Genomic DNA, 15,698 nt, shown 5'->3' on the forward strand with positions numbered 1-15,698 from the left:
GGTTTACCGATACGAGAGAATGACGGGAACCTCGCGAACGCGTTCTCGGGCTGTGTTCACCCCGCCTCGAGAAGACGTGTGAGGTGGCGAAAGACCTCGCGCACAGAGACCACCCCAACAAGCTGGCCGTCGCTGAGAATAGGGATGTGCCGATAACCACCGACCGCCATACGATGGATGGCAAACGCCAAGCGGTCTTCCAGTTCGAGCGTCTCGACCGGCGAGGTCATGAAATCTCGCACAGCACGGTTTTCCCATTCCGCCCGATCGAGGCTGAGCCGAAGCAGCGCATCGCGTTCCGTGAAGATACCCACGAGCTGCGACGCTTCCATGACCAGGGCACAACCGGTCCGCGCGGCGACCATCCGCCGCAGGACTTCTCCCACCGGCGTTTCCGGTGACACGCAAACGGGATCGCGGATGTCGAGCCGGCCGATGCGATCGTAGGCAACGCTTCGTTCCAGCTCATTCTGGGGAACAAACGCCTCTTCCTGGGTGAGCGACTGATGACAGCGGACACACTCGTCGGCCCCCGCCAGGTTTTCGTGGCCACAATCGGGACAGATAATCCGCGTCATACTGTCCTCTACGTGTTGTGCAAACAGTGAAGTCGAGGTGTTACCTCGCCGGAGTTCCGTCTTCCGGCACCACCCAGGTGTCGCCTTCGTGAAAGAGGTCATCCAGGGACCGAGGCCCCCCGCGGGCCGCGATTGCCTTGGCGAGCTGCTCGTTGAGCAGCCCGTCATAGGTGGGTTGTTCCACCGCCCGGAAAACACCGATCGGCTCAGGAAAATCGGGATATCGCATGCGGCTGAGGACGTAGGCGAGAGTCGGATCGGCAGCCTTTTCATCATGGACGGCGATGTCCGCCTCGGTCACGCCGTCTCCCAGTTCCACGATCTCGGGGAGACATCCCCGGAATCGAATGCCTTTGTTCCGATTCTTGCCGAAGAGCATCGGCTTGCCATGCTCCAGTTCGAGAATATGATCCTCCTTCACCTGGCGATCGGTGGCGTATTCCCAGGCCCCGTCGTAGAAAACGACACAATTCTGGTAGATTTCCACGAAAGAGGTGCCTTTATGGGCGGCCGCCCGCTCCAGCACCATCGCCAAATGCTTTTGGTAAACGTCGATACTCCGCGCGACGAATGTGGCCTCCGCCCCAATCGCAAGGGAGATGGCATTGACCGGATGCTCCAGTGTGCCGAAGGGATTGCTCTTCGTGGGATGGCCAAGGGGAGTGGTCGGCGATGACTGACCCTTGGTGAGTCCATAGATTCGGTTGTTAAACAACAGGATAGTCAGATCGACATTCCGCCGGATGACGTGCATGAGGTGATTCCCGCCGATGCTCAGCCCATCGCCATCCCCGGTAATCACCCACACATGAAGGTCCGGGCGGGTGCACTTGAGCCCGGTGGCGATGGCCGGGGCCCGACCGTGAATCCCGTGGATTCCGTACGTATTGACGTAGTAGGGAAAACGGCTGGAACATCCAATGCCCGAGATGAATACCGTCTTTTCCCGAGGCAGGCCCAGACTGGCGAGAGTTTTCTTGACCTGGGCGAGGATGGCGTAGTCGCCGCAACCGGGGCACCATCGCACTTCCTGCCCGCTGGCATAATCATTCGGAGTCAGTTTCGCAGCTTCCACAAGGGCATCGACGGACATCGGTCAATCCTCACGCACAATGATTTTCAGGGAGGTGTTTTCCTGCGAGCGCGGATTCTTTTTCAGTTTTCACGCGCTTTGTTACTTGACGTATTCCACGACAACATTTTCCGAGGGTTGCGAGGTTTTCTCTCCGGTTTCAAGGATGGCCAGGGCGGCCTCCACAAGTTCACTCACAGTGAACGGGCGGCCTTGCACCTTATTTACCCGATGCACCGGCCGGAGATATTTCGCCTGCAATAACAGGGCGAGTTGTCCGAGATTCAACTCCGGCACCATGACGTGCTCATATCGGGACAGAATATCCTCCAGATCGAGAGGCAGGGGATTGAGGTAGCGGAGGTGCGTGAAGGCGACGTCCTGGCCGGTCGCCCACAGTTCCTGCACCGCCGAATACACCGAGCCATACGTGCTTCCCCAGCTTACGATGAGAAGCTTTCCCGACTTGGGGCCTTCCACGACCTGCGGCGGATAATCCTTGGCGATGAGGGCCACCTTTTTGGCCCGCAGTTCCACCATCCGCTGGTGATTGTCACCGTCGTAACTCACCGCTCCGGTTCCATCCTGTTTTTCCAGGCCGCCGATCCGGTGCATGAGCTGCGGTGTTCCCGGAATCGCCCAGGGACGTGCCAGCCACTCGTTACGGGCATAGGGGAGGAACGGCTGTCCCTCGACGGGTTGCGGATGCTCGACGGGTATCCTGGGGAGTGAAGACATGTTGGGGATCCGCCACGGCTCGGAGCCGTTGGCCACGTAGGCGTCGCTGAGAATGATGACGGGCGTCATATGTTTGACGGCGATCCGCCAGGCCTCGATGGCGATGTCGAAGCAGTCGGCAGGGCTCCGCGGAGCGACGATAGCCACGGGGCATTCCCCATGCCGCCCGAACATGGCCTGGAGGAGATCGGCCTGTTCCGTCTTGGTGGGCATTCCCGTACTCGGTCCTGCACGCTGCACATCAATCACCAAGAGCGGCAATTCCAGCATCACGGCCAGACCGATGCCCTCGAGCTTGAGCGAAATCCCCGGACCACTGCTTGCAGTGACCGCCATGGCTCCCCCGAAGGAGGCTCCAATGGCCGCTGCGACGGCGGCAATCTCATCTTCTGCCTGAAACACACGAACCCCAAACTCGCGACGGAGGGCCAGTTCGTGGAGAATGTCGCTGGCGGGTGTGATCGGATAACCAGCAAAAAAGAGATCACAGCCACTGAGCCGGGACGCCGCCATCAGTCCCCACGCCAATGCCTGATTTCCCATGATGTTGCGATACGTTCCCGGCGGGAGTTTGACGGGCGGAACCACGTAGCGATGGTGAATAAGTTCGGTGGTCTCCCCATAGTGGTAACCGGCCATCAGGGCCCGGCGGTTGGCCTCCGCGATGATAGGCTTCTTGCCGAACTTGGCCTCAATGAAGCGGAGGGTGGGTTCCAGCGGCCGATCGAAGATCCAGTACACCAGGCCCATCGCGAAGAAGTTACGGCAACGATCCGCTTCCTTCGTTGTCAGGCCGAGATCCTTGACGGCTTCGCGAGTCAGCCGCGTGATTTCCACGGTGACAAGCTGATAATTGGCCACCGTGCCGTCTTCCAGGGGGTTGGATTTGTATCCCGCAAGCTCCAGGTCCCGTGGGGAAAACGAGTCCACGTCCACAATCAGCAAACCGCCCGGCACCAGATCGGGAAGACTCGTGGCCAGGGCCGCAGGGTTCATCGCCACCAGGGCGTCCACCTTATCACCGGGCGTGTACACCCGCTTGGCACCGAAGTGCACCTGGAAGCCACTCACTCCGGCCTTGGTACCCCGAGGCGCGCGGATTTCCGCCGGAAAGTCGGGAAACGTGACGACGTCGTTACCCGCCACCGCCGAGGTATGGGTGAACTGGGTCCCGGCCAGTTGCATCCCATCTCCCGAGTCTCCCGAAAAGCGTACCGTGGCCTCTTCCAGCTCTATCACCCGTTTTTCCATAACGCCCTGGCCCTTCTGAATGCCGCCCGGGGCAGGATTGTTGGAAGTTGCGGAAATCGGAGGTTCCATGGGATTGTTACCTTTCAGGGCCCTTCACGCTCGATCAAAACGTCAGGAGTTGGAGGTAATGTGTACACCGCACGCGGAAAATGTTCCACAAGCCACTGAATGATGTTGATCGCATCGACCATCCCCACAACCTGTCCATCGTCATCCACCAGGGGCAGATGCCGATAGCCACGGTAGGACATGCGCGAAATAGCTTCTGCCAGACTGTCTTTCTTTTCCACAGTCACCGGGTTGGGAGATGCCACGTCTCCTATTGGGGTCTCCAAATCCGTGGCCTCCGCCAAACAGCGGAGGGCGTCTCTCTCTGTGAAGATCCCCACGGTTTGACCGCGATCGCAGACGGTCACAGCGCCCAGCTTCTGATCCCGCATTAGCTCCAGAACAGTTCTCAGGGGAACGCCACGCGCCACAGAAACAACAGGAGACGTGGCCAGCCGTGCCACGGGCTCACGCGAGATGTTGAAGGTGTTCAAAAGAGACGCCATGGCCTTGGTTCCGGAATGGCGCGACGAGCCACCCTTACCGCTGCTCCATCCCTGGAGAGTGACCCGACAAAGCAAAAGTCTTTCACGCAACTCACACTTGTAATCCGCTGGCCGGTGTTTTACCCCGGATCCGGTGCCCTTTCGGTCCCCCACATGGGCACGCCGTCCCCGTGAGGCTCGCGCTTCCCGGCCATTTCCCCGTAATCTGCAGGGAATTGATGCCCTCCCGCCCCTTCACTAAGCAAACCATCGGCAAACTTTCCCATTTGAGGATATCAATTTTGTCACTCTTAATTCTTTCATTTCCAGCCCCCTATGTCAATGCAGCGATTTGCTGATACATTCCCACTTTCCCTCTGGCGACGGGAATGCGCGGGTCCGCGCGGGCTCGCGGCACCATCATACGGACCGCGATTCGGTAGGGGCAATTCATGAATTGGCCCAACCTACGTCGGAGGGACCCGCTTGTCGGGTCCGCCGTTCAACCTTCGATCGTCCATTCCGCCTCACCGGGCACGACCAGCGTGCCCCTCCGACCCATCTCTTCGGAGGGACGTCCTTGTCACGTCCGTTCTTCAACATTGGATCGTCCATTGCCTTTCGGCGGGGACTCAAGTCCCGCGCCGAAAGCGGGGCTAAAGCCCCGCACTCCATGGAGTGCGGCGATTCATCGCCGCTTTTCGGTGAAGGCTTTAGCCTTCACCACCTTGCCGTTGGCGATGTTTTGCCACAACCACGAAAGCGTACCCCTGGTAGGGGCAATTCATGAATTGGCCCAACCTGCGTCGGAGGGACCCGCTTGTCGGGTCCGCCGTTCACCTTTCGATCGTCCATTCCGCCTCACCGGGCACGACCAGCGTGCCCCTCCGACCTATACCGGAGGGACCTGCTCGTCAGGTCCGCTTATCCACGTTCGATGTTCCATTTGCCTTCACCGGGCACGAGAGGCGTGCCTCTCCGACCCATCTCTTCGGAGGGACGTCCTTGTCACGTCCGTTCTTCAACATTGGATCGTCCATTGCCTTTCGGCGGGGACTCAAGTCCCGCGCCGAAAGCGGGGCTAAAGCCCCGCACTCCATGGAGTGCGGCGATTCATCGCCGCTTTTCGGTGAAGGCTTTAGTCTTCACCACCTTGCCGTTGGCGATGTTTTGCCACAACCACGAAAGCACACCCCTGGTAGGGGCAATTCATGAATTGCCCCAACCTACGTCGGAGGGACCCGCTTGTCGGGTCCGCCGTTCAACCTTCGATCGTCCATTCCGCCTCACCGGGCACGACCAGCGTGCCCCTGCGAAGTTTACCAGACGCCGTGGACAACGTCCCTCCAATAAACGCGGCTTCCACCCGGGCCAAGGCACACGACCATACGTACCCCAATTCGGTAGGGGCAATTCACGAATTGCCCCTCCAACACCCTGTGCCCGCGGCATGTCACGGGTTTTTGCAAAAATGGGGATGGCTCAGCACCGAGCGGGGACCGACCTGGGCGATTATCTACTGAGACGCTGGTGTTTTTAAATCGTGAGGAAAGTTATTCCCAAAGCCAGTCCAACTGCGCCACGGCGGCGGGGATGGAGATGAAAAATGGCAGCCATACCGCAAACGCCGGGGATAGTAGGTAGATGTTGCCCAGATATTCGCAGGTGAGGACGACGGCTGTGAAAAGGCCCACGACAAGAATGCCCAACCCCAGCGCGATGAAGACGTTTCTCTGCTCCCGCCGCACCACCAAAGGCAACCCTAAAAACAGCAGGTTGAGATCGCGAAGAGGCTGCACAATCCGGGCATGGATCCGCACCCGCACGTCCGCGCCCAGATCCAGACTCGGATTATGCAATCCGCGAATCAGACCCAGCGTGGAGGAATATTCCCGCCATGCCCTTCCTCCTGTTAACTGTTCAAAATCGATGTTACTGACCACAAAACACTGATCGTCCTTAAGCCAGGGATGATCGTGCGGAGTGAGGATGACCGGGCGTCCCCGGAGGAAGAGCGAGGGTTTATCCTTCAAATCCTTGGGGCGGACCATCCTGTCCAAAAGATAGCCGCTGGGGTGGTCTTTGGTGGCGGGAAGATAATACGCATTCTCGGCCTGAAGCTGCCCGCCGTACTGATCCAGACCCGGCGGCAGGAGGAAGTTGGGTTCGGCAATCCGATAGTCTTTTCGGTAGGCGGCACGACCGCGAAGTAGGATATCCGTCTCGTTATCATACCGGGCCTGAATCGGCCAGCCTTTCTCGCCCAGCAGATCGGTGTTGGTTCGGGCAAGGAGGTGAATCATGCGGGGAAGAATCATTTCTCGATTGCAGACCCCAAGCAGGATGAGCACAACCGAGCCGACCACGACGGGGGCGGTCACCCGGGCACGCGAAATCCCCGCCGCCAGAAGTGCCACCATCTCCTGCTGCCGCTGCAGCCAGGCCGTGGTGAACATGGCGGCCGTCAGCACCAGCAGCCCGAGCATACGGTCCAGAAAAGCCAGCGACTGCGGACCGTAATAGAGGAGTGTCAGTTTCAGCAGCCCGCCCCCCGCGTCGGCGGCGCGGAGAAACTCATCGAGGTTGGTAAAAAAGTCGAAGACCACAAAGATGCACACGAGACTGAAAAAGCAGACGAAGAAAGACTGGAAGAAGTGCCGGGCGATGTAGCGATCAATGATGGTGGCGAAAAACATACCGGTTTCCTCCGTGACATCTCGGCCGGTCCGTCATTCCACTTAACGTGGGGCGGCACTCCCACATCGCGCGATGGCCCGTGCCAGGCGTGCCATCCCCTTCTCCAGGCTGACGTCATCTGGCATGGCGAAGCTCACGCGGAGACAACAGCGCCGTGGCGGTTCCCCTTCTTCGGGAAAGCAGTATTCCCCCGGCACATACACGACACCTTCCTCCACGGCTGACTGGAAGAGCGGCCCTTCCACACCGGTGTCCCATTCTTCGGGCAGTTGCAGCCACACGTAGAGACCGCCCCGGGGCGGCACGTAATCCACTGCCACGACCGGCCGGAGCATGCCCTCCACAGCCTTGAGAGTGGCTTCCAGTTTGCGGCGGTAGATCGAGCGCAGCCGCGCCACGTGTTCTTCCAGCCAGCCTTCCTCGAGGATCGTGGCCATGACCATCTGGTTGAAATTGGGCGAGCCGAAATCGTGATGTCCTTTGAGGGAAAGCACCGGGTCCAGGAGCGCAGGGGGAAGCAGTCCCCAACCCACTCGGAGTCCCGGAGAAAACGATTTTGAAAACGAGCCGAGCATCACGACGTACTGACCGGTGGCGTCATAACTGCGGAGGGAGGACCACTCCTCTTCGTAATACGAGAGATCGCGATACGCGCAGTCCTCAATGATGTAGAGGCGATGTTTCCGCGACCAGCGTTGGGCCACTTCGACGAGGGCCGGACGCCTTTCCGACGCAAGGCTGAGCCCCGTCGGATTGTCGAAATAGGAGGCCACGTAGATGGCCTTGACGCGGTCCAGCTCGCCACGTCGTTCCAACCACGCCAGCCGGTCCTCCAGGGCGTCGGGAATCATGCCGTGATGGTCGCAGGCCACACCGACGCTGCGGGCCCCGAAGCTTTTGATCATTCCCAAGAACACGAAATAACTCGGCGCTGCGCAGAGGATAATATCGCCCGGATCCAGGAGCGCCTCAGCCACAAGATAAAGCAACTGATTGCTCCCCGCCGTAATGACGATCTGCTCTGGACCGGCGTGGCGCAGGCCCACCGCCGCGTCCTCCTGACAGAGGCGTTCCCAGATGGCCCGGCGAAGACGGGGATGCCCCAGGGTGGTCCCGTACTGGAGCGATTCGAGGGCCACTGTCCGACTGGAAAAAAGTTTTTCGATTGCTCTTTCCACAAGCTCCACCGGGAGGGAGAGGTGCTCCACAAAGCCAGCCGCGAGGGAAATGAGGTCCGGCTGGGCGAGGACCCTGGCCATCAGGACATTGGCAATCGGAGGCCCCCCAGACCAGGCGGCTCGCCGGCTCAACCCGGATAGGACTCGCTCCACCTCCGCCTGTTCTTTTTGCCATGAAGGCATCATTTCCCGCCGACTTTCTCCATTCCCAGTCAATGCGCGTTCCCCCATGTTCCCCATCTATTCTCCAGGATCATCCCGCCCGGGATGGTGGCCTGACTCGACCCAACCATACGGCCTTCCAACGATTCGCGCCGCCTGTGGAAACGCCACCGGCGAAGCCGTCAGACCTGGCCTTGACACCTGCGTGCCCAACACGCAGGTTACGGAAGCTGGAAACCGTCTTCGACCCCGTTTATGGTAACTCTACGGAGTGGGGCGGATCAATGGTTTTCAATGAAGTCAACGTGACGGTGAGAAAAAAAGGAATGCATGATCGAACGTTCAGGAGCGGACGTGACAAGCACGTCCCTCCGGAAAATCCTTCGGAGGGGCGCGCTTGTCGTGCCCGGTGAAGCGCGAGTGGATGATCGAAGGCTCGGAAGCTTTGACGAGTGATTCGGCAGCGTCGCTCACCGCCGGGCACCCCTTATCCAGCGGGCGCTGGTGGGTTAAAACCAAGTTGAGAGGGCACTCCGACGAAAGGACGGGCCAATGTCTTGCAAGTCTTTCGGGGAGTAGAAGCTGATTGTGGGAGCGCCACCTCATAAAACACAGGATCGCGGATGAACTCGCGGAATCGGCAGAAAAATTACTGGCTGACCCGGCGTTCGGCCCCGGTCGCGGGCAACGGCCAGCTTCGGCGGAAGGACATCCCCGCGGGGGAAACGCTGTGCTTTTACTGCCCTGCCAAGTGCTGCCATTACATCGCTTTGACGATTGATCGTCCTCGAACCTGGGAAGAGTTCGACACGGTCCGCTGGTTCCTCCTTCATGAGCGGACAGCGGTTTTTGTGGACAACGGGCAGTGGTACTTATTGGTGTTTCTCACCTGCACGAAGCTCCAGCCGGACGGCCGCTGCGGGATTTATCCCCTCCGCCCAAAAATCTGTCGCGACTACGATACAGATATCTGCGAGTTTGAAGAGAACGCGGTGTACGACCAGTTCTTCGAACTTCCCGAGCAATTGGAAGAATACGCGGAGGCGCTCCTCGGTCCGCGGGAGGGTGGATCCCTGCGATCTCCCCGGCCGGAACTTCTGCCCGTCCTCTCCTGAGGGAGTCGCCGCCCCTTCCTCGCCCCAGCCGCCGTTGCTGGATATGGGGTGGAAAAGACCGGAATGCCGGGAGGGCTGCACCGCGCATTTCTATTGTGGGGTTTTACCACCATGGCCGAGAAATTGATTCCCCCTCGCACGCTGAAAGGTTTTCGCGATTATTTGCCGCAGGTGATGATCCCCCGGGAACGCATCATGGAGATCGCCCGGCGGGTGTATCGTTCCTACGGTTTTGCCCCGATCGACACGCCGGCCTTGGAATATCTGGAAATCCTGGCGGGCAAAGGGGGCGAGGAAACCGACAAACAGATGTACCGCTTTCAGGATCACGGCGGGCGGTGGGTGGCGCTTCGCTTCGACCTTACCGTTCCGGTGGCCCGTTTCACCGCTCAGCACCTCAATGAGTTGGGCATTCCGTTCAAGCGTTACCACATCGCTCCTGTGTGGCGGGGAGAAAACACCCAGCGCGGACGTTATCGGGAATTTGTGCAGTGCGACTTTGACACGATCGGGACGCGTTCACTAACGGCGGACATCGAAACAACTCTCGTCATCCACGATCTGCTCCGTGCCATCGGTTTTCAGGAGTTTGTCATCCGCATTAACAACCGCAAGCTCCTCAACGGTCTTCTGGAACGCCAGGGGCTGGCGGATCGTGCGGCGGGCGTGCTGCGGGCACTGGATAAATGGGGCAAAATCGGCACCGAAGGAGTCAAACAGGAGCTCGAGCAGATCGTGGGGTTGACCCCTGATCAGGCCACGGCAGTGCTGGAATTGACCCAGATCCACGGCGACCACGATGAGGTCCTCTCCCAGGCGGAGAAGCTCGTCCAGGGCAGTGCGGTGGGCGAAGAGGGAGTCCACGAACTGCGGGAAGTCCTTCGCGGGGCTGCGGCAGGCGGTGTGGCCCCAACATACCTCGTGCTCGATCTGGCCATCGCCCGCGGCCTGGACTATTACACCGGCACGATTTACGAGACCTATCTGACGGCCCTTCCAGGAATTGGCAGTGTTTGCTCTGGTGGCCGGTACGATAACCTGGCGGAACTCTTCACCACACAGTCCCTTCCTGGAGTCGGGGCTTCTCTGGGACTCGACCGGTTGCTGGCGGCCATGGAAGAGCTCGGCATGCTGGAGGCCGTCAGCACCCCTGCCCCCATCCTTCTTGTGTTTTTTGACCCCGGCCGTCGTGATGATTACCTGCGGCTGGCAGCCCAGCTTCGCTCTGCCGGGTTCAATGTGGAGTTCTATCCGGAACCCAAAAAAATCAGCCAGCAACTGAAATACGCTGATCGCCGTGGGCACCGCGTGGCCCTGGTGATCGGCGAGAGTGAATTTGAAAAACAGGTGTGCCAGGTCAAAGATCTTCGGGCGGGCGCCCAGAAGGAAGTGCCCCTCGAATTGAAGGCCCTGACGGAAGCGATCAGCGAAATCCTCGCCCGATGATCGATCATCGGCGGGCAGTGCCAACCAGCGTGGAGCCGGAGACGGTGGGCGTTTCGGCGTGCACCGGTGCCAGCACCGTTTGCGGAGCAGGGAAAGGTTGGCTTTCTGCGAGTCCGAACAATTCCTGAACCGGTCTGGCGACCGTTCGAAAATCTCGCGCCGCGACTGCCACCGTCTGCCACTGGGGTGAGATAACCCGGCACAACCGGCGATATTCTGCTAGCTCCACTCCCAGGAATGCGTACCGCTCCCCACGGAAGGAAACCACGAGCGGCTCCTGGACCGGCAATCTTCCCCCCACAATGTGGAAGGCAAACACAAATAGCCCGCGAAACCCGTCTCCAAAAAGCGTTTCCCATTCGGCCAGGCTCTCCAGATCATCTTGTGTGGACCAGTTTTTCCAGTACTGGAGGTGCTCCTCGCCGGAGGGAAAACGGCGTCCCTTGACATCGACGAGCCAGGTTGTTCGGCCGCGGGGGGCCACCAGGAAATCGAGGCTTTTCAGGGAACGGCCGTCGGCCATGAGGGCTCGGCGGGCCTCGTCCACCGCGATGTAGGGAATACCCGACTCGCGGAGGAAGGCCTCAAACGCCGCTTCATAGTGATTCCCGCGCTTCGCCACGCGCCAATCCCTTTTTGCGAGAATTTCCTTTCTCTGAAAAAGCATATCCCGCCATCGCCGGGCTTTCAACCCTGATAGAGGAAATTCGCCCGACTGCTGACACACGCTGATGCCAATATCGTGTCCGTTGAATCAAAAAAACGTACTGCTGATGTGCCGCTTCGGGCTTTTGCCTTGCCGGAGATTGTCCGGTCACAGGAAAAAGACTGAAGAGCGGGACAGAGCGTTCCGATACGCTCTATGTGGACGAAAGTAATTTTGTCGGCTATCCGGTTCATTTCGCTTTTGCGTTGCCGACCGGGCCATAACGGCGGGCAAGGAGAGCACGGACCTGTACGGATACGGAGTGTAGACCATGAGACACTGGTGCGTCTTTTTCGGCTGTGCGATCGCGGCACTTCTGAGTGGTTCTGTTTGGGCTGGGGAGACGGCATCGGCACCGGCACCCCGGGTCATTGACGTGGCCCTCCAGGACGGCGGAATTCTGCTGGGCCAGGTGGTGACACCCGAGGGTCGGCCGGTTCCTCAAACCACAGTCGCCGTGGAAAACGGACAGCAGCAGCTTCTGGGGGTGGTAAAAACGGACGAGAACGGGCGTTTTGCGATCAAGGGCCTCTCTGGAGGGGTCTATCGGTTGTCCGCGGCTAACGGGACAGGTACCTACCGTCTGTGGAACCCCCGCACCGCCCCACCGGGTGCCCAGCAGGCGACCTTGCTGGTGGCAGGTCAGGACATCAACCGCGGTCAGGCCCTTTCCCGAATCGGTCAGTGGATGCGAAATCCCTGGATCGTTGGCGGTGCCATCGCCACAGCGATTGCTGTCCCCGTCGCCGTCGCCGAACACGAGGAAGGTCCGGCTAGCCCGTGATCGGGGTGTTGCAAGTGAGCCGCTGGATCTCGAACAGAAGTCCTTGGGAAAACGTCGATTGGGGTATTCACCCCAGCCATCACCAGGTTTGAAAACCGGTTGAGACGCCGACACCTCCCGATCCTACGGACCCACCGGCCTCGCCGTTGCACGACAAGGCCGGTGGTCGTTTTTGATGAATGCATTCTGCCGCCAAGGCCATTCCGCCATCGGCCACGCCCCCCATTCCGCGGCCGAAGGTGTTCAAGGTGGGTGGCTGCCCGGGTTGCACGGGCCACAACAGGCATCCTCCTGCAACCTCTCGAAGAAACCTTCTCGTGAGGGCCCCGTTCAAGGTGGGATCGCGCATTCCCTTCCACGAGACTGCGTCCGCTGGGCTCGGTTTCCTTTTCGGTGTGGGACAATTCATGGTATTGTGACTCTCCTCCATCGAGCGTTTCGCTTTTCTCGATATTCTTGAGAAGATGGGTGTGATTAAGCCCCGGGTCGGGGCTGGTTTTGTTCCGGAACCGTGCGTAGAATGGCGCGGTTCGTTTCGCGAAAGAGATTCCAGCGCCTGTGGGAACTGACCCACACGCGGACTCATTCGTTCCCCCCATGTTTCGTACCAGCGAGGTCAGCCATGCGCTCGGATCAGATCAAACTCGGCGCCGCTCGGGCACCCCATCGGAGTTTGCTCCGCGCCACCGGCGTCCAGGATGACGATTTCCGCAAACCTTTTATTGCCATCTGCAACAGCTACACCGACATCATTCCTGGTCATGTGCATCTGAATGCCGTGGGCGAGTTCATCAAGGAGTGCGTCCGCGAGGCCGGCGGCGTGCCCTTCGTCTTCAACACGATCGGCGTTGACGACGGCATCGCGATGGGCCATACGGGGATGAAGTATTCGCTGCCCAGCCGGGAACTCATCGCCGACTCGGTGGAGACAATGCTCCAGGCGCACTGTTTCGACGGGATGATCTGCATCCCCAACTGCGACAAGATTGTGCCCGGGATGCTCATGGCGGCGGTGCGATGCAACATCCCCACGATCTTTGTGAGCGGCGGCCCCATGGAGGCCGGACGAACTCCGGACGGTCGAAAGGTGGATCTCATCGACGTCTTCATCGCGGCAGCCGCGCGGCAGGATGGCAAACTGAGTGAGGAAGAGCTCGCGGAATTGGAGCGACTCGGCTGTCCCACCTGTGGCTCGTGCTCCGGGATGTTTACCGCCAACAGTATGAACTGCCTGTGTGAGGCCCTGGGTATCGCACTTCCCACCAATGGCACGCTCCTGGCCACCAGTGCCGAGCGGAAGCGTCTCTACCGACGCGCGGCCCAGCGGATTGTGGAAATGGTGTGGGAATTTGAAAAGCTGGGCCCTGGCCACGGCCTCCTGCCCCGGGAGATCATCACCGCGGAATCCATCGACAACGCCATGGTGCTCGACATGGCGATGGGTGGAAGTACGAACACGGTGCTCCACATCATGGCGGTGGCCAAAGAAGCGGAGATCGACTACGACCTGCGACGCATCGATGAATTGAGCCGGAAGACTCCCAACATCTGCCGTGTCGCACCCAGCAGCCACTACCACGTGGAGGACGTTCACAATGCCGGGGGTGTTCACACCATCCTGGGGGCCATTGCCCGGGGACGGCCTGGTCTGTTGCACCTGGATTGCATGACCGTGACGGGAAAGACACTCGGCGAGAACATCGCTGAGTACGACATCCGCGCGCAGACCGCCAGCGAAGAGGCCCTTGAACTTGCGGCAGTCACAGCGGGAGGGCAGCGAAATGTCCCGGGATTGAGCGTGCCGCGCAAGGCCCGGTCGATTCGGGAACTCACACCCGAACAACTCGGCTTCGATCCCTACGACTGCATCCGTGAGGTGGAAAACGCCTACAGTCAGGAAGGTGGGCTGGCCATCCTGTACGGTAACCTGGCGCCGCGGGGGGCGGTGGTCAAAACGGCAGGCGTGCTCCCCCGCATGCTCCGCTTCACCGGGCCGGCGGTCATCTTTGAATCCGAAACCGAGGCCTATCAGGGCATTATCAACGGGAAAGTGAAGGCCGGTGACGTGGTGGTCATCCGCTATGAAGGGCCAAAAGGCGGGCCCGGAATGCAGGAGATGCTGGCCCCCACCACGGCCATTAAAGGTGTCAAGCTCGACGACAAGGTGGCCCTCATCACGGACGGACGTTTCAGTGGTGGGACGGCCGGGGCCTGCATCGGACACATCAGCCCGGAGGCCGCCGCGGGAGGCCCCATCGCTCTTTTGGAACCCGGGGATCTCATCGAAATTGATATCCCCGCGCGCAAGCTCAACGTGCTGGTCAGCGAGGAAGTCCTCGCCGAACGCCGAAAACGCTGGTCACCGCCGCCACCGCGGTTCACCAAGGGCTATCTCGCCAAATACGCGCGGATGGCTACCAGTGCCGACCAGGGGGCCGTCCTCCGCTGGGAGTGAGCGCACGCCACTTTCCACAATTTGCGCCCGCCTGCCTGAAGCCCCGCGGGTCCGCTCTACACAAAGACCTTGCCGGGTGTATGCCCAATTCAACTCACAGAGGCGGCTCGCCAATCGCGCGGAGATACTCTGCCAGCCGGGCATACAGGTCCAGCAGACTCTGCCACTGCCGCTGGTCGAGCGTCACATGCTCGTCGTCGGAGGCCTGATGGACCGTCCCCGTGCGAATGACCCGCCGCAACCGCAGGTGGAAAAACTGCAAAAGCTCGGCCAGCTGGGCCAGTTGAGCGGGAGAGAGATCGGCGGGGAGTTCCGGCGGGATGAGCTCGGCGATGGGCCGCAGGCTCTCCGCTTCTTCCTCCCAGTGGAGTTCAGAATCAAGCGACGGGGAATACCAGGAAGAACTCCACTCGGAACTGGAAACCGCTTCCTCCGGCGACACCTTGCCCTTCTTCTGACGCTCCGCTTCCAAGCGTTTGCGAAGTTCGGCCAGCCGCTGGGCAATTTGCTGCCGGGATCCGACCAGAATGACCGTTTTGCCGAGAGTGATGAGATCGCCCGGCCGAATCTCCGCTACCTGGACAGGTTCCCCGTTGACCCGCGTGCCATTCGTGCTGGCCAGATCGGTGAGGACAATCCGATTGCGGTCTTCCTGAATTTTGAGATGAAAGCGGCTCACCCGCTCGTCGCTGAGCCGCACCACGTTTCCTTCCTCTCGCCCCACGGTGATGGGGGTTGGCAAGTCTTCATACACCCGGCCGCGATCCACTCCGTCCACGATACGAAGTGTCACCAAGGCCATGGTCGTTACCTTTGTTGGAAATGGAAGGTGGCCCTGAGGGCGACCACCAGGATGTGTTGGGTTTTGTGATACACGGTCACCTGCCGCCCCATGGGGACAAAATCAGGTATCTCCCCTATCCGGCGCAACCGCGCTCCGGCATGTTTCATTCTAAGCCGTTTTCGCTTGACAAAAAAAGAAC

12 protein-coding genes are annotated in these 15,698 nt (G+C 60.0%); 4 read left to right on the top strand and 8 right to left on the bottom strand.

Annotation, left to right across the window (positions count from 1 at the left end; genetic code table 11):
• Positions 1–56 precede the first annotated feature (56 nt).
• The 6 genes from THTE_RS00220 to THTE_RS00245 form a co-directional block, all read right to left on the bottom strand.
• On the bottom strand, positions 57–578 hold the full coding sequence (locus tag THTE_RS00220) for a CBS domain-containing protein (RefSeq protein ID WP_168175760.1): 522 nt from the start codon (positions 576–578) through the stop codon (positions 57–59).
• Between the two features lie 40 nt (positions 579–618).
• On the bottom strand, positions 619–1,671 hold the full coding sequence (locus THTE_RS00225; RefSeq protein WP_095413538.1) for a 2-oxoacid:ferredoxin oxidoreductase subunit beta: 1,053 nt from the start codon (positions 1,669–1,671) through the stop codon (positions 619–621).
• A gap of 81 nt (positions 1,672–1,752) precedes the next feature.
• Positions 1,753–3,639 carry a 2-oxoacid:acceptor oxidoreductase subunit alpha gene (locus THTE_RS00230; RefSeq protein WP_095416703.1) on the bottom strand — a complete coding sequence of 629 codons (1,887 nt, stop codon included), beginning with the start codon at positions 3,637–3,639 and terminating at the stop codon, positions 1,753–1,755.
• A gap of 83 nt (positions 3,640–3,722) precedes the next feature.
• Complete coding sequence (locus THTE_RS00235) at positions 3,723–4,193, bottom strand: CBS domain-containing protein (protein WP_095413539.1); 471 nt, start codon at positions 4,191–4,193, stop codon at positions 3,723–3,725.
• A gap of 1,532 nt (positions 4,194–5,725) precedes the next feature.
• A complete protein-coding gene (locus THTE_RS00240) occupies positions 5,726–6,868 on the bottom strand; it encodes an LptF/LptG family permease (protein ID WP_095413540.1) in 1,143 nt (380 codons plus the stop codon).
• A 42-nt stretch (positions 6,869–6,910) separates the two neighbouring features.
• Complete coding sequence (locus THTE_RS00245) at positions 6,911–8,278, bottom strand: aminotransferase-like domain-containing protein (RefSeq protein ID WP_157731549.1); 1,368 nt, start codon at positions 8,276–8,278, stop codon at positions 6,911–6,913.
• A 554-nt stretch (positions 8,279–8,832) separates the two neighbouring features.
• Here THTE_RS00245 and THTE_RS00250 point away from each other — a divergent pair.
• Together THTE_RS00250 and hisS are read left to right on the top strand one after the other, a co-directional pair.
• A complete protein-coding gene (locus THTE_RS00250) occupies positions 8,833–9,324 on the top strand; it encodes a YkgJ family cysteine cluster protein (protein WP_095413542.1) in 492 nt (163 codons plus the stop codon).
• A 123-nt stretch (positions 9,325–9,447) separates the two neighbouring features.
• Complete coding sequence (gene hisS / locus THTE_RS00255; protein WP_095416704.1) at positions 9,448–10,770, top strand: histidine--tRNA ligase; 1,323 nt, start codon at positions 9,448–9,450, stop codon at positions 10,768–10,770.
• A 4-nt stretch (positions 10,771–10,774) separates the two neighbouring features.
• Here hisS and THTE_RS00260 read toward each other — a convergent pair whose 3' ends face one another.
• Positions 10,775–11,392 (bottom strand): HYExAFE family protein, encoded by a 618-nt coding sequence (locus tag THTE_RS00260; RefSeq protein ID WP_157731550.1) that lies wholly within the window; start codon positions 11,390–11,392, stop codon positions 10,775–10,777.
• Between the two features lie 355 nt (positions 11,393–11,747).
• Here THTE_RS00260 and THTE_RS00265 point away from each other — a divergent pair, with 355 nt between their 5' ends.
• Positions 11,748–12,260: a carboxypeptidase-like regulatory domain-containing protein gene (locus tag THTE_RS00265; protein WP_095413543.1), complete on the top strand. Its 513-nt coding sequence runs from the start codon at positions 11,748–11,750 to the stop codon at positions 12,258–12,260.
• Positions 12,261–12,882: 622 nt separating this feature from the next.
• A complete protein-coding gene (gene ilvD, locus THTE_RS00275) occupies positions 12,883–14,715 on the top strand; it encodes a dihydroxy-acid dehydratase (RefSeq protein WP_095413545.1) in 1,833 nt (610 codons plus the stop codon).
• Positions 14,716–14,809: 94 nt separating this feature from the next.
• Here ilvD and THTE_RS00280 read toward each other — a convergent pair whose 3' ends face one another.
• Positions 14,810–15,517, bottom strand: a complete 708-nt coding sequence (locus THTE_RS00280) for an FHA domain-containing protein (RefSeq protein WP_095413546.1) — start codon at positions 15,515–15,517, stop codon at positions 14,810–14,812.
• Positions 15,518–15,698: the final 181 nt, after the last annotated feature.

The sequence above is a fragment of the Thermogutta terrifontis genome (genome assembly GCF_002277955.1).
Classification (GTDB): domain Bacteria; phylum Planctomycetota; class Planctomycetia; order Pirellulales; family Thermoguttaceae; genus Thermogutta; species Thermogutta terrifontis.

What these genes read in the sequence shown, in the direction of transcription:
- THTE_RS00220 (WP_168175760.1), bottom strand. Translation starts at nt 578, where the DNA reads ATGACGCGGATTATCTGTCCCGATTGTGGCCACGAAAACCTGGCGGGG.
- THTE_RS00225 (WP_095413538.1), bottom strand. Translation starts at nt 1,671, where the DNA reads ATGTCCGTCGATGCCCTTGTGGAAGCTGCGAAACTGACTCCGAATGAT.
- THTE_RS00230 (WP_095416703.1), bottom strand. Translation starts at nt 3,639, where the DNA reads ATGGAAAAACGGGTGATAGAGCTGGAAGAGGCCACGGTACGCTTTTCG.
- THTE_RS00235 (WP_095413539.1), bottom strand. Translation starts at nt 4,193, where the DNA reads ATGGCGTCTCTTTTGAACACCTTCAACATCTCGCGTGAGCCCGTGGCA.
- THTE_RS00240 (WP_095413540.1), bottom strand. Translation starts at nt 6,868, where the DNA reads ATGTTTTTCGCCACCATCATTGATCGCTACATCGCCCGGCACTTCTTC.
- THTE_RS00245 (WP_157731549.1), bottom strand. Translation starts at nt 8,278, where the DNA reads ATGGGGGAACGCGCATTGACTGGGAATGGAGAAAGTCGGCGGGAAATG.
- THTE_RS00250 (WP_095413542.1), top strand. Translation starts at nt 8,833, where the DNA reads ATGAACTCGCGGAATCGGCAGAAAAATTACTGGCTGACCCGGCGTTCG.
- THTE_RS00265 (WP_095413543.1), top strand. Translation starts at nt 11,748, where the DNA reads ATGAGACACTGGTGCGTCTTTTTCGGCTGTGCGATCGCGGCACTTCTG.
- ilvD (WP_095413545.1), top strand. Translation starts at nt 12,883, where the DNA reads ATGCGCTCGGATCAGATCAAACTCGGCGCCGCTCGGGCACCCCATCGG.
- THTE_RS00280 (WP_095413546.1), bottom strand. Translation starts at nt 15,517, where the DNA reads ATGGCCTTGGTGACACTTCGTATCGTGGACGGAGTGGATCGCGGCCGG.